Source organism: Pseudonocardia spirodelae (assembly GCF_037727765.1).
Taxonomy (GTDB): domain Bacteria; phylum Actinomycetota; class Actinomycetes; order Mycobacteriales; family Pseudonocardiaceae; genus Pseudonocardia; species Pseudonocardia spirodelae.
The window spans coordinates 18,495-36,279 of the sequence record NZ_JBBJUP010000017.1 but is presented as its reverse complement, the minus strand read 5'-3'; the positions used below and the strand labels follow the sequence as shown (position 1 = coordinate 36,279).

Genomic DNA, 17,785 nt, shown 5'->3' with positions numbered 1-17,785 from the left:
GCCGGTGCGCGGCGAACGGCCCGACCGTAGGGAGGGTCCCGCGTGCCGGAGGCTGCGAACTGTCGGTGCCACCTCCTACTGTCGTCGGCGACACAGCGGGTGGCCGACGCGGGCCGCCGGGATCGCCAGGGGAGGACGACGGTGACCGCCTACGAGGAGATCTTCCGTTCCAGTGTGGACGACCGCGAGGGCTTCTGGCTCGGCGCGGCCGGCGAGATCGACTGGCACGTGGCGCCCACCCGGGCGCTGGACGAGTCGAACCCGCCCTTCTACCGCTGGTTCCCCGACGGGGAGCTGAACGTCGCGTACAACGCGCTGGACCGCCACGTCGACGCCGGTCACGGCGACCGGACCGCGCTCGTGTACGACTCCCCCGTCACCGGCACGAAGCGCTCCTACACCTACGCGCAGCTGCGCGACGAGGTCGCGCTGTTCGCGGGCGTGCTGCGCGAGCAGGGCGTCGGGCACGGCGACCGGGTCGTGATCTACATGCCGATGGTCCCCGAGGCGGCGGTCGCGATGCTCGCCTGCGCCCGCCTGGGTGCGATCCACTCGGTCGTCTTCGGCGGGTTCGCGGCCAAGGAGCTCGCCGTCCGGATCGACGACGCGGGCCCCAAGGTCGTCGTCTCCGCCTCCTGCGGCATCGAGGGCACGCGGGTCATCGAGTACAAGCCGCTGCTCGACAAGGCCATCGAGCTCTCCGAGCGCAAGCCGGACTCCACCGTGATCCTGCAGCGCGAGCAGGCGACGGCGGCGATGGGCGAGCGCGACGTCGACTGGGCCGAGGCGGTGGGCCGGGCCACTCCGGCCAACCCGGTGCCGGTGAAGGCCACCGACCCGCTCTACGTCCTGTACACCTCGGGCACCACCGGAAAGCCCAAGGGCGTCGTGCGCGACTCCGGCGGCTACGCCGTGGCCCTGGCCTGGTCGATGCCCCACATCTACGCCGTCGGCCCCGGCGAGACGATCTTCACCGCGTCCGACGTGGGCTGGGTCGTCGGCCACTCCTACATCGTCTACGCGCCGCTGCTCGCCGGGGCGACGAGCGTGCTCTACGAGGGCAAGCCCGTCGGCACGCCGGACGCGGGCCAGTTCTGGCGGGTCGTCCAGGAGAACGCGGTGAAGTCGGTGTTCACCGCGCCCACCGCGTTCCGCGCGATCAAGAAGGAGGACCCGAAGGGCGAGTTCCTGGCGCAGTACGACGTCTCGTCGCTGGAGTACCTCTTCCTCGCCGGCGAGCGGCTCGACCCCGAGACCCACCGCTGGGCCTCGGACCTGCTCGGCATCCCGGTCATCGACCACTGGTGGCAGACCGAGACCGGCTGGCCGATCGCGGCCAACCCGGCCGGCATCGAGCTGCTGGAGATCAAGCCCGGCTCGCCCACCCGCGCGATGCCGGGCTGGGACGTGCAGGTGCTCGACGAGACCGGGAAGCCCGCGGAGCCCGGCGTCGACGGCGCGATCGTCGCGAAGCTCCCGCTGCCGCCCGGCGCCTTCCCCACCCTGTGGAACGACGACGAGCGCTACGTCGGCTCCTACATGTCCGCGTTCGACGGCTACTACCTCACCGGCGACGGCGGCCACCTCGACGAGGACGGCTACGTGTTCGTCATGGGCCGCACCGACGACGTCATCAACGTCGCCGGGCACCGCCTGTCCACCGGCGGGATGGAGGAGGTCCTGGCCTCGCACCCGGACGTCGCCGAGTGCGCGGTGATCGGCGTCGCGGACACCATGAAGGGCCAGATCCCGCGCGGGTTCGTCGTGCTGAAGTCCGGCGTCGACGCCGACGCCGAGGGCTACGAGGACGGGCTGCGCGCCGAGCTGGTGCAGATGGTGCGCGACCAGATCGGGGCCGTCGCCTCCCTCAAGGACGTCGCGGTCGTCCCGGCACTGCCCAAGACACGGTCCGGGAAGATCCTGCGCAAGACGATGCGCGGGATCGCCGACGGCGCCGAGGAGCCGGTGCCCTCCACGATCGACGACGCGACGGTGCTCGACACCCTGCGTCCGGTGCTGCGCAGGCAGTGACCCACCCCGCACCCGGTGCCGCACGGGCGACCGGGGCGCACCTTCGGGTGGTCCGGGTCGCCACGGCTTGACCCGGATCACCCGCCGGCGGTAACGCCGCGCCGTCGTCGTCCGATGGTGGGTCGACGGCCGCAGCCGCTCCCCGGCATCCCCCGCGTGGTCGTCGACCGACGTGGAGGTGTGTCGTGGACCAGGCGCGACTCCGACTCGCGGCGCTGGCCGCACCGGTGGCGCTCGGCGCTGTCCTCGGAGTGGCCGCGGCCCTCGAACCGGACGGGGTGCACCTGCCCTCCGGCGCCGCACCGGTGACGGCCCGCGCGACGACGGCCTCGCTCACCGGCTTCCCGCACACGACCCCGCCGCCCACGCCCGTGCAGGCCCGCCCGGGCGTCGTCCCGATGCCGGTTCCGAGTGCCGCGGGGACCGCCGAGGCCCGCTGACCAGCACCGTCGCCCCACGATGAAGGGCAGCATAACTGCAGGTCAGGGCGCCCTCAGTCCTGCGCGGACGCCCGGGCGGGGGCACCATGGGGACATGAAGGTCATCGTGGATTTCGACCGCTGCGAGAGCAACGCGGTCTGCATGGGCATCGCACCGGAGGTCTTCGAGGTGCGTGACGACGACTACCTCTACATCCTCGACGAGAACCCGGCCGAGTCGCTGCGGCCGAAGGTCGAGGAGGCCGCACGCAGCTGCCCCAAGGCCGCCATCACCATCGAGGGCTGACCGGGCGGACCCCGGTGGCCGCCGGACGTCGCGGGACGTCCGGCGGTTGCCCGGCCGCGGCCGGGCGGCGAGGATCGCGGCGACGTGCACCGCCTGCGAAGGAGCCGACCGTGACCCCCGCCGCGACCCCCGACGTCTGGACCACTCCCCTGACCCCGCTGGCCTTCCTCGGCCGGTCGGCGGAGGTGTTCGCGGACTCGACGGCGATCGTCTACGACGACCGCCGTCTCACCTACGCCGAGTTCGCCGCCGAGGCGACCCGGGTCGCGAACGCGCTGGCCGCGTCCGGCGTCGGGCCCGGCGACCGGGTGGCGTACCTGCTGCCCAACGTGCCGGAGATGCTCGTCGCGCACTTCGCGGTCCCGCTGGCCGGCGCGGTCCTGGTCGCGATCAACACGCGCCTGTCGACCGAGGAGGTCCGCTACATCCTCGACCACTCGGCCGCGACGGTGCTGGTCGTGGACAACGTGCTCTACGAGACGGTCCGCCCGGTCGCCGACGAGCTGAGGACCGTGCGCGAGATCGTCACCGTCACCGACCCGGCCGCCCCCGGCGACGGCGTCGGGTCCGGCACGTCCTACGCCGACCTGCTCGCCCGCGGCACCGACGACCCGCGCCCGTGGGCCGTCGACGACGAGCGCGCCACCATCACGATCAACTACACCTCGGGCACCACCGGCAACCCGAAGGGCGTGGAGTACCACCACCGCGGCGCGTACCTGAACTCCTTCGGCGAGATCGTCCACTCCGGGCACACCGCGGACAGCGTCTACCTGTGGACGCTGCCGATGTTCCACTGCAACGGCTGGTGCACGCCGTGGGCGGTGACCGCGATCGGCGGCACCCACGTCTGCCTGCGCGAGGTGCGCGGCGACCGGATCTGGGCGCTGATCGGCGAGCACGGCGTGACCCATCTCAACGGCGCGCCCACCGTCGTCACGACGATCATGAACGCGGCCGAGGCCGTCACCCTGGACTACCAGCTCGTCATCACCACGGCCGGGGCGCCGCCGTCGCCGACGACCATCCTGCAGATGGAGCGGATGGGGTTCCGGATCGTGCACGTCTACGGGCTCACCGAGACCTACGGGCCGTACTCGGTCAACCAGTACCAGCACGCCTGGGACGACCTGGACGGCGAGGAGCGCGCCCGGCTGCAGGCCCGCCAGGGCGTCGGGATGGTCTGCGCGGACCGGGTCCGCGTCGTCGACGAGCAGATGCGCGACGTCCCGCGCGACGGCGCCACGATGGGCGAGATCGTCATGCGCGGCAACAACGTCATGAAGGGCTACCACCGCGACGAGGAGAAGACCGCCGAGGCCTTCCGCGGCGGCTGGTTCCACTCCGGCGACCTCGGCGTCGTGCACCCCGACGGCTACGTCGAGCTGCGCGACCGCGCCAAGGACGTCGTCATCTCCGGCGGCGAGAACATCTCCACCGTCGAGGTGGAGCAGGCGATCGTGTCCCACGACGCGGTGCTGGAGGCGGCCGTCGTCGGCGTCCCGGACGAGAAGTGGGGCGAGGTCTGCAAGGCCTTCGCCGTGCTCAAGCCCGGCCGGTCCGCCGAGCCGCAGGAGCTCATCGACCACGTGAAGTCGAGGATCGCGCGGTACAAGGCCCCCAAGTACGTCGACGTCGTCGACGAGCTGCCCAAGACCTCCACCGGCAAGGTCCAGAAGTTCGAGCTGCGGGAGAAGGAGTGGGCCGGCCGCGGGGACTCGCGCATCCAGGGATGACGCAAATCGGTTAGCGTTGCTCAACGTGAGCATCGCAACCGAACCGGACAGCGCCGCGGCCACCGCGCCGTCGGCGTTCCGTCCCGCCGCCGGGGCCGTGATCGTGACGACGGCGTCGGTGCTGCCGGTGTTCCTCACCGGCGCCCTGTCGGTGCAGCTGTCGCGCGACCTCGCGTTCGACCCGGCGGGGCTCGGGCTCGTCGTCGCGCTCTACTTCGGTGTGAGCGCGGCGTGCTCGCTGCCGGTGGGGATGGTCGTCGAACGGCTCGGGTCGCGGTGGACCAGCCGGATCGCGGTGGCCGGGGCGGCGGTGATGATGGGGGCGCTGGCGCTCGGCGCGCGGTCCTACCTGTCGCTGACCGTGCTGCTGCTCTGCGGCGCCTGGTGCAACGTGATGGGGCAGCTGTCGTCGAACCTCACGCTCGCGCGCTCGGTGCCCGGGCACCGGATGGGACTGTCCTTCGGGGTGAAGCAGGCCGCGATCCCGGCGGCGACGCTGCTCGCCGGCCTGGCGGTGCCGGCCGTCGCGCTGACCGTCGGCTGGCGGTGGGCCTACGGCATCGGCGCCCTGCTCGCGCTGGCCGCGCTGGCCGCCTGCCCGCGCACCGACGCCCGTCCGCCGGCCCGCAGCGGGACGGGCGACCGGGCGACGGCGGCGCTGGCGGTGATCGGCGCGGCGTCCGGGCTGGCCGCGGGCACCGCGACGGCGCTGGGCATCTTCCTCGTCGCCTCCGCCGTCGACCGCGGGATCGACCCCGGCGTCGCCGGGCTGATGCTGACGCTGGGCAGCGTGGTCGGGCTGACGGTGCGGATGCTGCACGGCTGGCTGGCCGACCGGCGCGAGGGCGGGCACGTCGCGGTCGTCGCGGGGAGCCTCGCCTCGGGCGCGATCGGGTTCGGGCTGCTCGCCGTGCCGGGGACGCCCGCGCTCGTCGTCGGCGTGGTGCTCGCCTTCGGCCTGGGCTGGGCGTGGCCGGGTCTGCTGCAGTTCGCGGTGGTGCGGCTCAACCCGTCCGCCCCGGCCGCCGCGACGTCGATCGTGCAGGTCGGCGTCTACGCCGGCGGGTTCGCCGGACCGATCGTGTTCGGCTGGCTCGCGACCCACGCCGGGTTCGGTGTGGCGTGGTCGGTGAACGCCGTCGTGATGCTCGTGGCCGCGGCGGCGATGCTGCTCGGACGCCGGATGCTGCTCGCCCACGCGCGTCGCTGAGGCGAAACCGGGCCGAGATCGTCCGGGTCCTGGTGCAGAGTGGCCCCCGCTGGCACTTCCGAGGGGGACACACATGCCGGACGCGATCCGCGCGACGGGACTGGTCAAGACCTACGGCCAGGTCCGCGCACTCGACGGGGTCGACCTGTCGGTGCCCGAGGGCACCGTGCTGGGGCTGCTGGGCCCCAACGGCGCCGGGAAGACGACGGTCGTCCGCGTACTGACCACGCTGCTCACACCGGACTCGGGCGAGGCCACGGTCGCCGGTGCCGACGTGCGGTCCGACCCGGCCGGGGTGCGCCGCCGGATCGGCCTGTCCGGCCAGTACGCCGCCGTCGACGAGTACCTGACCGGCTTCGAGAACCTCGAGATGGTCGGCAGGCTCTACCACCTGGGCCGGCGCCGCGCCCGCGAGCGGGCCCGCGAGCTGCTGGCCGAGTTCGGCCTCACCGACGCGGCCGACCGGCCCGCCCGCACCTACTCCGGCGGCATGCGACGACGGCTCGACCTGGCCGGGGCGCTGGTCGCCGACCCACCGGTGCTGCTGCTCGACGAGCCGACGACCGGGCTGGACCCGCGCAGCCGCAACGACCTGTGGGACGTCATCCGCGGCCTCGTCGCCCGCGGCACCACGCTGCTGCTCACCACCCAGTACCTGGAGGAGGCCGACGCCCTCGCCGACGAGATCGTGGTCATCGACCACGGCCGGGTCATCGCCCGCGGCACGGCCGACCAGCTGAAGTCGCAGGTCGGCGGCGAGCGGCTGGAGGTCACGACCAGCGCCGGCGCCGACCTGGACGCGACGGCCGCGCTGCTCGCCCCGCTCGGGGTGGGCGACCCGGTGCTGGACCGGCACCGCCGCTCGCTGACGATGCCGGTCAGCGGCGGGGTCGACGTGCTCCGCGCGGCGCTGGACCGGCTCGCCGACTCCGGCACCAAGGTCGACGACGCGGGGCTGCGCCGCCCCACGCTCGACGACGTCTTCCTCACCCTGACCGGGCGCCCCACCGAGGACGAGGAGGTGGGCGCGTGAACGCCGCGGCCACCATGCTCGCCGACGCCTCCGTCGTCGCGAAGCGCAACCTGATCAAGATCAAGCGGGTCCCGGACCTGCTGGTCTTCACCACGCTGTCGCCGATCATGTTCGTGCTGCTGTTCGCCTACGTCTTCGGCGGCGCGATCGACCCGACCGGCGGCGGCGCGGGCTACCGCGAGTTCCTCATGGCCGGCATCTTCGCCCAGACGGTGATCTTCGGCGCCACGAACACCGGCGCCGGGCTCGCCGACGACGTGAAGAAGGGCATCATCGAGCGCTTCCGCTCGCTGCCCATGACGCCGTCGGCCGTGCTCACCGGGCGGACGCTGTCCGACGTGGTCAACAACCTGATCGTACTGGTCGTGATGTCGCTGACCGGGCTGCTCGTCGGCTGGCGGATCCACACCTCGGTCGCCGAGGCGCTCGCCGGGTTCGCGCTGCTGCTGGTGTTCGCCTACGCCTTCTCGTGGGTGATGGCGTTCGTCGGGCTGCTGGTGCCGAGCCCGGAGGTCGTGAACAACGCGTCGTTCGTCGTCATCTTCCCGGTGACGTTCCTGGCGAACACCTTCGTGCCGCTGAACTCGCTGCCCGGCCCGCTGCGGGTCTTCGCGGAGTGGAACCCGGTCTCGGCGGTGACGGCGGCGGCCCGCACCCTGTTCGGCAACGACGCCGCGATCCCGGTCACCGCGTCCGCGTCGGACGCCTGGCCGCTGCAGCACCCGGTGCTCTACGTGCTGATCTGGTCGGTCGTGATCGTCGCGGTGTTCGCGCCGCTGGCGAGCCGGCAGTACCGGCGGGCCGCGAGCCGCTGACCCGGCCGGACGCACCGAGGCCCTCCCCGGGCGTCCCCGGGGAGGGCCTCGTCGTACGCGGGACGCTCGCCGTGCGTGACCACTCCGGCGACGGCGAGGGGGCTCGTCGCCGTGGAGCGTCCCGACGTACGTCCTGGGGGTCAGCTGCCGCTGCAGCTCACGACGGCGTAGGGACCCGAGCTGGTCGAGGAGGTGACCTCCTGGCCGTTGCGCAGGATCCGGCAGGTGATCTCACCGTTGCCACCGGAGCCGGACTGGGCCACCAGCGAGAGCGGCTGGAAGGTGAGGACGCCGCCGTCGAAGGTGACCTCCTTCCGCCAGGGCAGGGAGGTGCCGTTGACCTGCTCCATGCCCATCGAGGTGTCCTTCACGTACGTGATGTTCCCGGCGGTCCCGGAGCCGGTGACCTCGTAGGTGATCACGTCGCCGCCGGCGGTGGCGGCGGGAGCGGTCGCGACGGCGTCGGACTCCGGCGCGGTGGCGGCCGGAGCGGCGACCGCGCCGGTCGGCAGGTCCGACACCGCCGAGGCGACGGCCGCGACGTAGACGACGCAGACGACCAGCCCGAGCGCCGAGAGCACCGTCCCCGCGATCGCGACGCCGCGGTTGGTCGCGCGTCCCCTGACCGCCCGCACGATCCCCAGCGCCCCGAAGACCAGGCCGAGGATCACCAGCGGCCAGGCGATCACGCCGACGATCGGGATCAGCGAGAACAGCAGGCCCAGGATGCCGAGCACCAGCGCGGTGACGCCGAAGCCGTTGCGCGGGGCGGCCGCGACGGCGTGCGGGGCCGAGCGCTGCTGCGGGACGCCCGGGCGCTGGGCCGCGGTCGGCCAGGGCTGCGCGGTCCGGGGCGCGGCGGACTGGCGGGGCAGGCCGCCCGGGTCGGTGCGGCCGAAGGGCGGGCCGCCGAACGGGACGTCCGGGTTGCCGTCGTAGTGCCGGCCGGGGGCGTACTGCGGCGGGTACGGCGGGCGGCCCTGCGGCGCGCCGCCGTACGGGGCGTGGGCGGGGACGGCGTGCCGCGGGCCGGGCGTCCCGTAGGGCTGCGGGCCGGTCTGCGGGCCGCGGGCGTGGGGGCCGGTGTGCTGCTGCGGCGGGCCGGAGCGGTCCGGGGCGCCGTGGCGGTTCTGCGAGGTGGTCACGCCCGCCCTGTCGTCGCACCCGGGGGCGGTGTATCAGCCCGCCGGGGCATCTCATCACAGTTGGGTACGACGTTCGGCCGGACGTGCACGACCGTTCGGCGGGGCTCAGGTGCCGCCGACCAGCCCGCGCAGCGCCGCCGCCCCCGCGACGGGATGGGTGACCGGCCCGTCGTGCCCGCCCGGGAGCTCGACGAGACCGCGCCCGATCCGGGCCGCGAGCACCTCGGCACAGTGGTGCTCCCACCGCCCGCGCGACTCCAGACCGCCGGTCGGGACGACCCGCACACCGCTCGCGGTGACCTCGTCCGGGTCGATCCGCGCCGACCGGACGGCGGGGACGTCGTGGCGCAGGAAGTGACGCAGCCCGGCCTCCGGATCGGTCTCCGGCGGCTCGGGCCGGTAGCCGGGCTCGACCGGGTCGCCGCCGGTGGTGAGCTCGGCCATCAGCCGCAGGGCCGGGAGGAACTCGTCGCGCGCGACGAGCCGTTCGACCCGGTCCAGCGCGGCGGCGCGGTCGTCGTCGCGGACCAGGGCGGGCAGCGGGGGCTCGTGCGCGATCAGCGTCGCGACCCGCTGCGGGTGCCGGACGGCCAGGCGCAGCCCGATCACCGCGCCGATGCTCACCCCGACCACGGCCGCGGGCCCGGTGTCCGTCAGCAGGGACGCGGCGTCGTCGGCGTGCCCGTCCAGCGTGCGCGGCACGTCCCCGGCCGGGCTGCGCCCGATCCCGCGACGGTCGTAGGTGATCACCCGGTGGGTGACGGCGAGCTCGTCCACCAGCATCCGGGCCGCGCCGGCCTCGGCCGCACCGCCCTGGATCAGCAGCAGCGGCGGCCCCGTCCCGGTCACCTCGTGGTGCAGCGTCACCGTGCGCCCCCTCGTCGTCGTCACCCGATCATCGCCCGGCCCGCCCACCGGCCGCCCGTTTGCCAGGATGGGGCCATGCGTACCCGACCGCTCCCCGCGCCGTGACCGAGCTCGCCCCGGCGGTGCGCCGGATCCTGGACTGGCCGGTCGACCACGTGGGCGCGGCCGTCGTCGCCGCCGACGGCACGGTCCTCGCGACCGCGGGCGACACCGCCCGCGAGTTCGGGCTGGCGTCGGTGACCAAGCTGCTGTCGGCCTACGCGGTGCTGGTCGCGGTCGAGGAGGGCGCGCTCGACTGGGACGACGCGGCGGGCCCGGACGGCGCGACCGTCCGCCACCTGATCGCCCACACCTCGGGCCTGGCGTTCGACACCGACGAGGTCAAGGCCGCCCCCGGTGAGAAGCGGATCTACTCCAACACCGGCTTCGCCGTGCTCGCCGGGACCGTCGCCGACGCGACCGGCATCGGGTTCGCCGAGTACCTGCACGAGGCCGTCTGCGCCCCGCTCGGGATGGCGCACACCCGGCTGACGGGCTCCGCGGGCGCCGGTGCCGTGTCGACCGTCGACGACCTGGCGCGCTTCGCCGCGGAGCTGCAGGCCCCCCGGCTGCTGGACCCGCGGACCGTCGCCGAGGCGACCACGGTCGCCTACCCCGGTCTCGACGGGCTGCTCCCCGGCTACGGCCGCCAACGACCGTGCGACTGGGGCCTCGGCATGGAGATCCGCGACGGCAAGTCCCCGCACTGGACCGGGGAGGGCTCCTCGCCGCGCACGTTCGGCCACTTCGGCCAGTCCGGCACGTTCCTGTGGGTCGACCCGGACGCGGGCGCGGCGGCCGTCGTGCTGACCGACCGGGACTTCGGGCCGTGGGCGATCGAGGTGTGGACGCCCTGGACGGACGGTGTGCTCGCGGCGCTGCCCCGCCCCTGACCTGCGACGCGAGGGCGGGCGGAGAAATCCCGGCCGGCCGGGAATGATCCCGGCCCCCGGCCCGTTGGAACGACTGTCCGAGCCGGGCGACACCGAGTCCCCGGGCCGCAATTGACAACCGCCACCGTGGAATACCGTTCGGCTGGAGCCGCGGTGCGCCACTCGCCGCGAGGCGACCGGCGCCCGGTTCGGACCCCATTCCTCCCCTCCCGAAATCCATTCGACGACGCCTGCGAGGCCGGTCACCATGGTCGGCACACGCCCGGTCCCGGGCGAGCAGGCAGACTGAACGAACGATGTCCAGCGAATCCGCCCCGTCCCCGACGTCCGCGCACGACCGTCCGCGCCGTCCCCGTCGCCGCTCCGGCGCCCGGGCCGACCAGCAGCAGCGCGGCGGGACCTCCGGTACCCCGCAGGACTCCACACCGACCACCACGTCCGACCTCGCCGCAGCGCAGGCCGCCCCCGGGACGGAGGGCGCCGCGCGCGGCGTCCCGGCCCGTGAGCAGCCGCGCCGCACGTCGCGGCGCCGCCGCGGGCCGCGGGGCCGGAGCGCTGCCGTCACGGCGCCCGGCCCCGACCAGCCCGGCCGTCGCGGCCCCGACCGCGACGGCCCGGACCCCACGGCCGCCCCGCAGCGCGCCCCCCGCGACGACGACCGGCCGCCGCCGCCCCCGCTCGACGACGCCGCGCTGACCACGCTGCGCGAGCGGCTCGACGGGCTCGGCCCCGCGGTGGCCGACCGGCTGCGCGGCCGTCTGGAGCGGGCCCGCGACGGGCGTGCCCAGCACCGGGTCGCCGAGGCCGTCGCCGCGGCGGAGAACCGCGTCGCCCGGCGCCGCGCCGCGCTGCCCGCGATCTCCTACCCCGCGACGCTGCCGGTCTCCGCGCGCCGCGAGGAGATCGCCGACGCGATCCGCGACCACCAGGTCGTCATCGTCGCCGGGGAGACGGGCTCCGGGAAGACGACGCAGCTGCCCAAGATCTGCCTCGAGCTGGGCCGCGGCGTGCACGGGATGATCGGCCACACCCAGCCGCGGCGGCTCGCCGCGCGCACCGTCGCGACCCGCATCGCCGACGAGCTGGGCGTCGAGCTCGGCGGCGCGGTCGGCTGGAAGGTCCGCTTCACCGACCAGGTCGGCGACGCGACGATGGTCAAGCTGATGACCGACGGCATCCTGCTGGCCGAGCTGGCCGGCGACAAGGACCTGCTGGCCTACGACACGCTGATCATCGACGAGGCGCACGAGCGCAGCCTCAACATCGACTTCATCCTCGGCTACCTGACCCGGCTGCTCCCCCGCCGTCCCGACCTCAAGGTCGTCATCACCTCCGCCACGATCGACCCGGAGCGCTTCGCCCGGCACTTCGGCGGCGACGACACGCCCGCCCCGGTCGTCGAGGTCTCCGGCCGCACCTACCCCGTGGAGGTGCGCTACCGGCCCGTCGTCGACCCGGACGACCCGGACGCCGACCCCGACCGGCAGCTGGACGACGCGATCGGCGACGCCGTCGTCGAGCTGCAGCGCGAGGGCCCCGGCGACGTGCTGGTGTTCCTGCCCGGTGAGCGCGAGATCCGCGAGGCCACCGAGGCCCTGGAGCGGCGCAACCTGCGGAACACCGAGATCCTGCCGCTCTACGCCCGGCTCTCCACCGCCGAGCAGCAGCGCGTCTGGGCGCCGCACGCCGGCAACCGGGTCGTGCTCGCCACGAACGTCGCCGAGACCTCGCTGACCGTCCCCGGCGTCCGCTACGTCGTCGACACCGGCACGGCGCGCATCTCGCGCTACTCGCGCCGGCTCAAGGTGCAGCGGCTGCCGATCGAGAAGGTCTCCCAGGCGTCGGCGAACCAGCGGTCCGGCCGCTGCGGCCGTACCTCCGACGGCATCGCGATCCGGCTCTACCCCGAGGACGACTTCGACGCCCGCCCCGAGTTCACCGACCCGGAGATCCTGCGGACCAACCTGGCCTCGGTCGTGCTGCAGATGATCGCGCTCGACCTGGGCGAGATCTCGGAGTTCCCGTTCGTCGAGCCGCCGGACCGGCGCGCCGTCGCCGACGGCCTGGACCTGCTGCACGAGCTGGGTGCGCTGCGTCCGGACCGGCGCTCGCTCACCTCCGTCGGGCACGCGCTGTCCCGGCTGCCCGTGGACCCGCGGCTGGGCCGGATGCTGGTCGAGGCGCACCGCAACGGCTGCCTGCGCGAGGTCCTCGTCATCGCCGCGGCGCTGAGCGTGCAGGACCCGCGCGAGCGGCCCACCGAGCAGCGCCAGGCCGCCGACGAGCGGCACCGCCGCTTCGCCGGGGACGGCTCGGACTTCCTCGCCCACCTGCGGCTGTGGGACCACCTGAACGCCCGCCGCGACGAGCTGTCGGGCAGCCGGTTCCGCCGCGAGCTGCGCGAGGACTTCCTGCACTACCTGCGGGTGCGCGAGTGGTGGGACCTGCACGGCCAGCTCCGCCAGGCCGCCCGCAGCTCCGGCATGGATGTGAACGACCACGACCCCGAGTGGCCGCGGCACGCCGACCGGATCCACCAGTCCGTCCTCGCCGGGCTGCTGTCGCAGGTCGGCATGCAGGACCCGCTCTCCGAGAAGATCACCGGGAAGGGCACGGGGGACGGTAGAGCCGGCAAGAAGGAGCGGAAGGGCCCGAAGGACTACCTCGGCGCCCGGGGCGCGAAGTTCGCGATCTGGCCCGGCTCGGGCCTGGCGAGGAAGCCGCCGCGCTGGGTGATGGCCGCCGAGCTCGTCGAGACCACGAGGCTGTGGGCGCGCACCGTCGCCCCGGTGCAGCCGGAGTGGATCGAGGCCCTCGCCGGACATCTCGTCAAGAAGACATATTCGGAACCGCGCTGGTCACGAAAGCGCGCGTCCGCCGTCGCGACCGAGCGGGTCACCCTGCACGGCCTGCCGCTGGTCGCCGACCGCAGCGTCGCCTTCGGGCGGATCGACGCCGAGGTGAGCCGCGACCTGTTCCTGCGGCACGCGCTGGTCGAGGGCGACTGGGACACCCGGCACCGGTTCTTCCACGCCAACCGCGAGCTGCTCGACGACGCCGAGGAGCTGGAGCACCGCGCGCGCCGGCGCGACCTGGTCGTCGACGAGGACACCCTGTTCGCCTTCTACGACGAGCGGGTCCCCGCCGACGTCGTCTCCGGTGCGCACTTCGACCGCTGGTGGAAGAAGGAGTCGAGGCGGTCCCCGGACCGGCTGACCTACACCGAGGAGATGCTGGCGACCGAGGCCGCCAGGCAGGTCGACCGCGGGCACTACCCCGACCACGTCGAGGCCGGCGGGCTGACACTGCCGCTGTCCTACGCGTTCGAGCCCGGCCACCACACCGACGGCGTGACCGTCGACGTGCCGGTGGCCGCGCTGAACCAGGTGGACCCGACACCGTTCACCTGGCAGGTGCCCGGGCTGCGCGAGGAGCTCGTCACCGCGCTCATCCGTACGCTCCCGCGGACCCTGCGCCGCAACTTCTCCCCCGCGCCCGACCACGCCAGGGCGGTGCTGGCGCGCCTGCGCGGCGACACCGGCCGGCCCCTGCTCGACGGGCTGGAGCGCGAGCTGGGGCGGATGCGCGACGTGGAGATCCGGCGCGAGGACTGGGAGCTGGAACGGCTGCCCGAGCACCTGACCGTCACGTTCCGGGTGCTCGACGAGAACGGCGCCGAGCTGGCCCGCGACACCGACCTGGACCGGCTGCGCCGCGATCTGGCCCCGAAGGTGCGCGAGGAGCTCGCCGCCGCGGGCAGCGACGTCGAGGCGACCGGGCTGACCGCCTGGACCATCGGTGACCTTCCCCGCGAGCTGCCGATCCGCCGCGGCGCGCACGTCGTCACCGGCTACCCGGGGCTGCGCGACCGCGGGCGGCACGCCGACGTGCGGGTGTTCGCGACGGTCGCCGAGCGCGACCCCGCGCACCACCGCGGGGCGCGCCGGCTGCTGATGCTCGGCACGCCGAACCCGGGCAAGCAGGTCGCGCGCGGCCTGGACAACCGGGCCCGGCTCGCACTGTCGCGCAACCCGCACGGCTCGCTCGACGCCCTGCTCGACGACTGCACCACCGCCGCCGCGGACCACCTGATGGCCCGCGGCGGGGGCGACCCGTACGACGCTGCGCAGTACGCCCGGCTCGCCGAGCTGCTGCGGATGCGGCTGCCCGCCACGACCCTGCAGGTCCTCGACGCCGTGCGCGGCGTGCTGGAGGTGTGGCACCGCGTCGGGGCCGCGCTGTCGGACCTGCGCGGCCCCGCCACCCGCGACGGCGTCGCCGACGTCTCCGCGATCGTCGGGCGGCTGACCGCGCCCGGTTTCGTCACCGCGTCCGGCGCGAACCGGCTCGGGGACGTGCGGCGCTACCTGCAGGGCTGCGAGCTGCGGCTGGACAAGCTGCGGACCGACCCGGACCGCGACGCCCGCTGGACCGCCGGGATGGCCCCGGTCGAGGCGGAGTACCGCGGGCTGCTGGCCGCGCTGCCCGAGCACACCGAGGCGTCACCGGCGCTGCGCGAGATCGGCTGGATGATCGAGGAGCTGCGCATCTCGCTCTACGCGCACCCGATGCGGACCCGCCACCCGGTGTCGGTGCCGCGGATCGAGCGGGCGATCGACGAGCTCTGAGGTTGTCGGGGGCCGGGTGCACACTGCGGCCATGACCGATGCACCGATCGCCCGGTTCTCCGTCTTCGCCCTCGACTGCCCGGACCCGTCCGCGCTGGCGGAGTTCTACTCGGCGCTGACCGGGTGGCCCGTCGCCCCGCCCACCGACGACGACTGGGTCGAGCTCGACCCGGGCGGGGCCGGCGCCACCCTGGCGTTCCAGCAGATCTCCGAGGGAGAGTTCACCCCGCCCGCGTGGCCCGGCCAGGTCCGGCCGCAGCGTGGGCACGCCGACTTCGCCGTCCCCGACCTCGACGCCGGGGAGGCCGCGGTGCTCGCCCTCGGCGCCCGCCGGCACGACGTGCAGCCCGCGCCGGACAACTTCCGCGTCTACCTGGACCCGATCGGGCACCCGTTCTGTCTGGTCCGCGGCTGAGCCCGGCCGCGGGCCGCGGTCGTCACGGGTGCGTGAACCGTTCGTGACGGCACGGATCCGGCGGATCGCGCCCGGAGGTGTGACGATCGACATCCGACGACGAGGGGGCCCCAGCATGACCGCACCGACCGCGCCGACGACTCCGTACACCGAGCTCGGTGAGGCACTGGGCACCGACTTCTTCTCGGTCCGCGACCAGTTCACCGACGAGCAGTGGCAGCGCTTCGCCGACACCCGCACGTTCGTCGACACCGAGGTCCTCCCCGACATCAACGACTACTGGGAGCGCGCGGAGCTGCCGTGGCACCTGTTCCGGCGGCTGCCGGAGCTGGGCGTGGTCGGCGAGGACATCTCCGGCTACGGCGCGTCCGCGATGAGCCCGCTGGCGCTGGGCCTGGTGCACATGGAGCTGCACCGCGGCGACGGCTCGCTGGGCACGTTCCTGGGCGTGCACGCCGGTCTCGCGATGAAGGCCATCCACATGTGCGGCTCGGAGGAGCAGCGCCAGCGCTGGCTCCCGGCGATGTCGACGCTGGACAAGCTCGGGGCGTTCGCGCTCACCGAGCCGATGCACGGCTCGGACTCGGTGGCGCTGGAGACCACCGCCACCCGCGACGGCGACCACTGGGTGCTGCGCGGGGAGAAGCGCTGGATCGGCAACGGCAGCGTGGCCGACCTCGTCGTCGTCTGGGCCCGCGACACCGGCTCCGGCGACGTGCTGGGGTTCGTCGTCGAGACCCCGGCGGAGGGCTACTCCGCGACGGTCATCCCCGGGAAGGTGTCGCTGCGCGCGCTGTGGCAGGCCGACATCACCCTCGACGGCGTCCGGGTGCCCGACGAGAACCGCCTGGCGAACGCGACCACCTTCGCCGACTGCGCCGCCGTCCTCGCCACCACCCGCGGCACCTGCGCGTGGATGGCGCTGGGCCACGCCACCGCCGGCTACGACGCCGCGCTGCGCTACGCCACGGCGCGCGAGCAGTTCGGCAAGCCGCTCGCGAGCTTCCAGATCGTGCAGCAGCGGCTGGTCGCCATGCTCGCCGACCTGACCGGGATGCAGCTCTACTGCATGCAGGCGGCCCGGCTGGCCGAGGTCGGCAAGCTGTCGCCGACCGTGGCCGGGCTGGCGAAGATGCACAACACCCGCACCGCCCGGAAGATCCTCTCCGAGGCACGCGACCTGCTGGGCGGCAACGGGATCCTGCTGGAGCACCACGTCGTGCGGCACTGGGCCGACATCGAGGCGATCCACACCTTCGAGGGCACCGAGACGATCCAGACCCTCATCGTGGGTCGCGACGTCACCGGCGTCAGCGCCTTCACCTGAGCACCGGCGCGTCGCGCGGGGAGAAATCCGTTCGCCGGCCGCGGCGGGGTGCGGCTACGGTTCGGTCGCCGTGAACGAGACCGAGGGGGTGAGGCCCGTGACCACCACGACATGGGTGCTCCCCCTCCCGACACGGTAGGACGGCTGGTCGTCCGGGAGCGCCGACGCGTCCTTCCGGAAGGCACGACCATGCATCTCACCGCACCCCGCCGTCCCGCCGACGGCCTGCTCGAACACGACCTGTCCCTCGACGGCGTCCCCGGCCTGTTCTGGACCGCCGGGGACGCAGCACCCGCACCGCTGGTCCTGCTCGGGCACCCGGGCGGGCTGGACCGCATGTACCCACGGCTGCTGGGCCGGGCGCGCAGCGCCGTCGCGGCGGGCTTCACCGCCGCCACGATCGAGCTGCCCGGCAGCGGGGACCGGCCCCGCTCCGACGACCTCGAGGCCGCCCGGACCGACCTGCGGCCCGCGATCGCGGCCGGACGCCCGGTCGACGCGATCGCCGAGCGTCTCGTCCTCCCGCTGGTCGAGCGGGCCGTCCCGGAGTGGCGGGCCGCGCTCGGCGCGCTGCTCGAGCGGCCGGACGTCACCGGACCGGCCGGGTTCACCGGCGGCCCGACGGCCATCGGGCTCCGGCTGGCCCGGGTCGAGCCGCGCCTGGGCGCCGTCGTGCTGTTCGCCGGCAGCGTCGTGCCGCGCGTGATGGACGACGAGGCCCGCCGCGTCACCGTGCCGGTGCACGTCATGCTCCAGTGGGACGACGCCGGCAACGACCGGTGGCGCGCCCTGGAGATGTTCGACGCGCTCGGCTCGGCCGAGAAGTCCCTGCACGCCAACCTCGGCGGGCACGCGGGCATCCCGGCGCACGAGGGCGAGGCCGTCGCCCGCTTCCTCGAGCGGCACCTGCGCTGACCGGC

The 17,785-nt window shown here is 74.3% G+C and carries 14 protein-coding genes; 12 read left to right on the top strand and 2 right to left on the bottom strand.

The window, feature by feature from the left end:
- Positions 1-141: 141 nt before the first annotated feature.
- From WJX68_RS19445 to WJX68_RS19415, 7 genes are all read left to right on the top strand, one after another.
- Positions 142-2,031, top strand: a complete 1,890-nt coding sequence (locus WJX68_RS19445; protein WP_340293044.1) for a propionyl-CoA synthetase — start codon at positions 142-144, stop codon at positions 2,029-2,031.
- 185 nt (positions 2,032-2,216) lie between these two features.
- Positions 2,217-2,471, top strand: a complete 255-nt coding sequence (locus tag WJX68_RS19440; protein WP_340293042.1) for a hypothetical protein — start codon at positions 2,217-2,219, stop codon at positions 2,469-2,471.
- Between the two features lie 94 nt (positions 2,472-2,565).
- Positions 2,566-2,757 (top strand): ferredoxin, encoded by a 192-nt coding sequence (locus tag WJX68_RS19435; RefSeq protein WP_340293040.1) that lies wholly within the window; start codon positions 2,566-2,568, stop codon positions 2,755-2,757.
- Between the two features lie 110 nt (positions 2,758-2,867).
- A complete protein-coding gene (locus WJX68_RS19430; RefSeq protein WP_340293038.1) occupies positions 2,868-4,493 on the top strand; it encodes an acyl--CoA ligase family protein in 1,626 nt (541 codons plus the stop codon).
- A 25-nt stretch (positions 4,494-4,518) separates the two neighbouring features.
- Entirely contained in the window at positions 4,519-5,703 is a 1,185-nt protein-coding gene (locus tag WJX68_RS19425) for an MFS transporter (RefSeq protein ID WP_340293036.1), read from the top strand.
- A gap of 73 nt (positions 5,704-5,776) precedes the next feature.
- Positions 5,777-6,736, top strand: a complete 960-nt coding sequence (locus WJX68_RS19420; RefSeq protein WP_340293034.1) for an ATP-binding cassette domain-containing protein — start codon at positions 5,777-5,779, stop codon at positions 6,734-6,736.
- Positions 6,733-7,551 (top strand): ABC transporter permease, encoded by an 819-nt coding sequence (locus WJX68_RS19415; protein WP_422785735.1) that lies wholly within the window; start codon positions 6,733-6,735, stop codon positions 7,549-7,551. The genes WJX68_RS19420 and WJX68_RS19415 overlap by 4 nt, the downstream gene beginning before the upstream one ends.
- Before the next feature lie 140 nt (positions 7,552-7,691).
- On the opposite strand, the gene WJX68_RS19410 is transcribed toward WJX68_RS19415, so the two are convergent.
- Together WJX68_RS19410 and WJX68_RS19405 are read right to left on the bottom strand one after the other, a co-directional pair.
- Entirely contained in the window at positions 7,692-8,696 is a 1,005-nt protein-coding gene (locus WJX68_RS19410; protein WP_340293032.1) for an MmpS family transport accessory protein, read from the bottom strand.
- Positions 8,697-8,801: 105 nt separating this feature from the next.
- On the bottom strand, positions 8,802-9,587 hold the full coding sequence (locus WJX68_RS19405) for an alpha/beta fold hydrolase (protein ID WP_340293030.1): 786 nt from the start codon (positions 9,585-9,587) through the stop codon (positions 8,802-8,804).
- 77 nt (positions 9,588-9,664) lie between these two features.
- Between WJX68_RS19405 and WJX68_RS19400 the strand changes: the two genes are divergently transcribed.
- The 5 genes from WJX68_RS19400 (at position 9,665) to WJX68_RS19380 (ending at position 17,780) form a co-directional block, all read left to right on the top strand.
- The gene (locus tag WJX68_RS19400; protein ID WP_340293028.1) at positions 9,665-10,495 is read left to right on the top strand and encodes a serine hydrolase domain-containing protein; all 831 of its coding nucleotides are present in this window, start codon (positions 9,665-9,667) and stop codon (positions 10,493-10,495) included.
- 296 nt (positions 10,496-10,791) lie between these two features.
- Positions 10,792-15,123, top strand: a complete 4,332-nt coding sequence (hrpA, locus tag WJX68_RS19395; RefSeq protein ID WP_340293026.1) for an ATP-dependent RNA helicase HrpA — start codon at positions 10,792-10,794, stop codon at positions 15,121-15,123.
- A gap of 31 nt (positions 15,124-15,154) precedes the next feature.
- Entirely contained in the window at positions 15,155-15,538 is a 384-nt protein-coding gene (locus WJX68_RS19390) for a VOC family protein (RefSeq protein WP_340293024.1), read from the top strand.
- A 115-nt stretch (positions 15,539-15,653) separates the two neighbouring features.
- Complete coding sequence (locus WJX68_RS19385) at positions 15,654-16,865, top strand: acyl-CoA dehydrogenase family protein (RefSeq protein ID WP_340293022.1); 1,212 nt, start codon at positions 15,654-15,656, stop codon at positions 16,863-16,865.
- Between the two features lie 189 nt (positions 16,866-17,054).
- Positions 17,055-17,780 carry a dienelactone hydrolase family protein gene (locus WJX68_RS19380; RefSeq protein WP_340293020.1) on the top strand — a complete coding sequence of 242 codons (726 nt, stop codon included), beginning with the start codon at positions 17,055-17,057 and terminating at the stop codon, positions 17,778-17,780.
- Positions 17,781-17,785 lie beyond the last annotated feature (5 nt).

Bases quoted from the DNA above. Each gene is read 5' to 3' on its own strand.
- WJX68_RS19435 (WP_340293040.1), top strand. From the start codon at position 2,566: ATGAAGGTCATCGTGGATTTCGACCGCTGCGAGAGCAACGCGGTCTGC.
- WJX68_RS19420 (WP_340293034.1), top strand. From the start codon at position 5,777: ATGCCGGACGCGATCCGCGCGACGGGACTGGTCAAGACCTACGGCCAG.
- hrpA (WP_340293026.1), top strand. From the start codon at position 10,792: ATGTCCAGCGAATCCGCCCCGTCCCCGACGTCCGCGCACGACCGTCCG.
- WJX68_RS19390 (WP_340293024.1), top strand. From the start codon at position 15,155: ATGACCGATGCACCGATCGCCCGGTTCTCCGTCTTCGCCCTCGACTGC.
- WJX68_RS19385 (WP_340293022.1), top strand. From the start codon at position 15,654: ATGACCGCACCGACCGCGCCGACGACTCCGTACACCGAGCTCGGTGAG.
- WJX68_RS19380 (WP_340293020.1), top strand. From the start codon at position 17,055: ATGCATCTCACCGCACCCCGCCGTCCCGCCGACGGCCTGCTCGAACAC.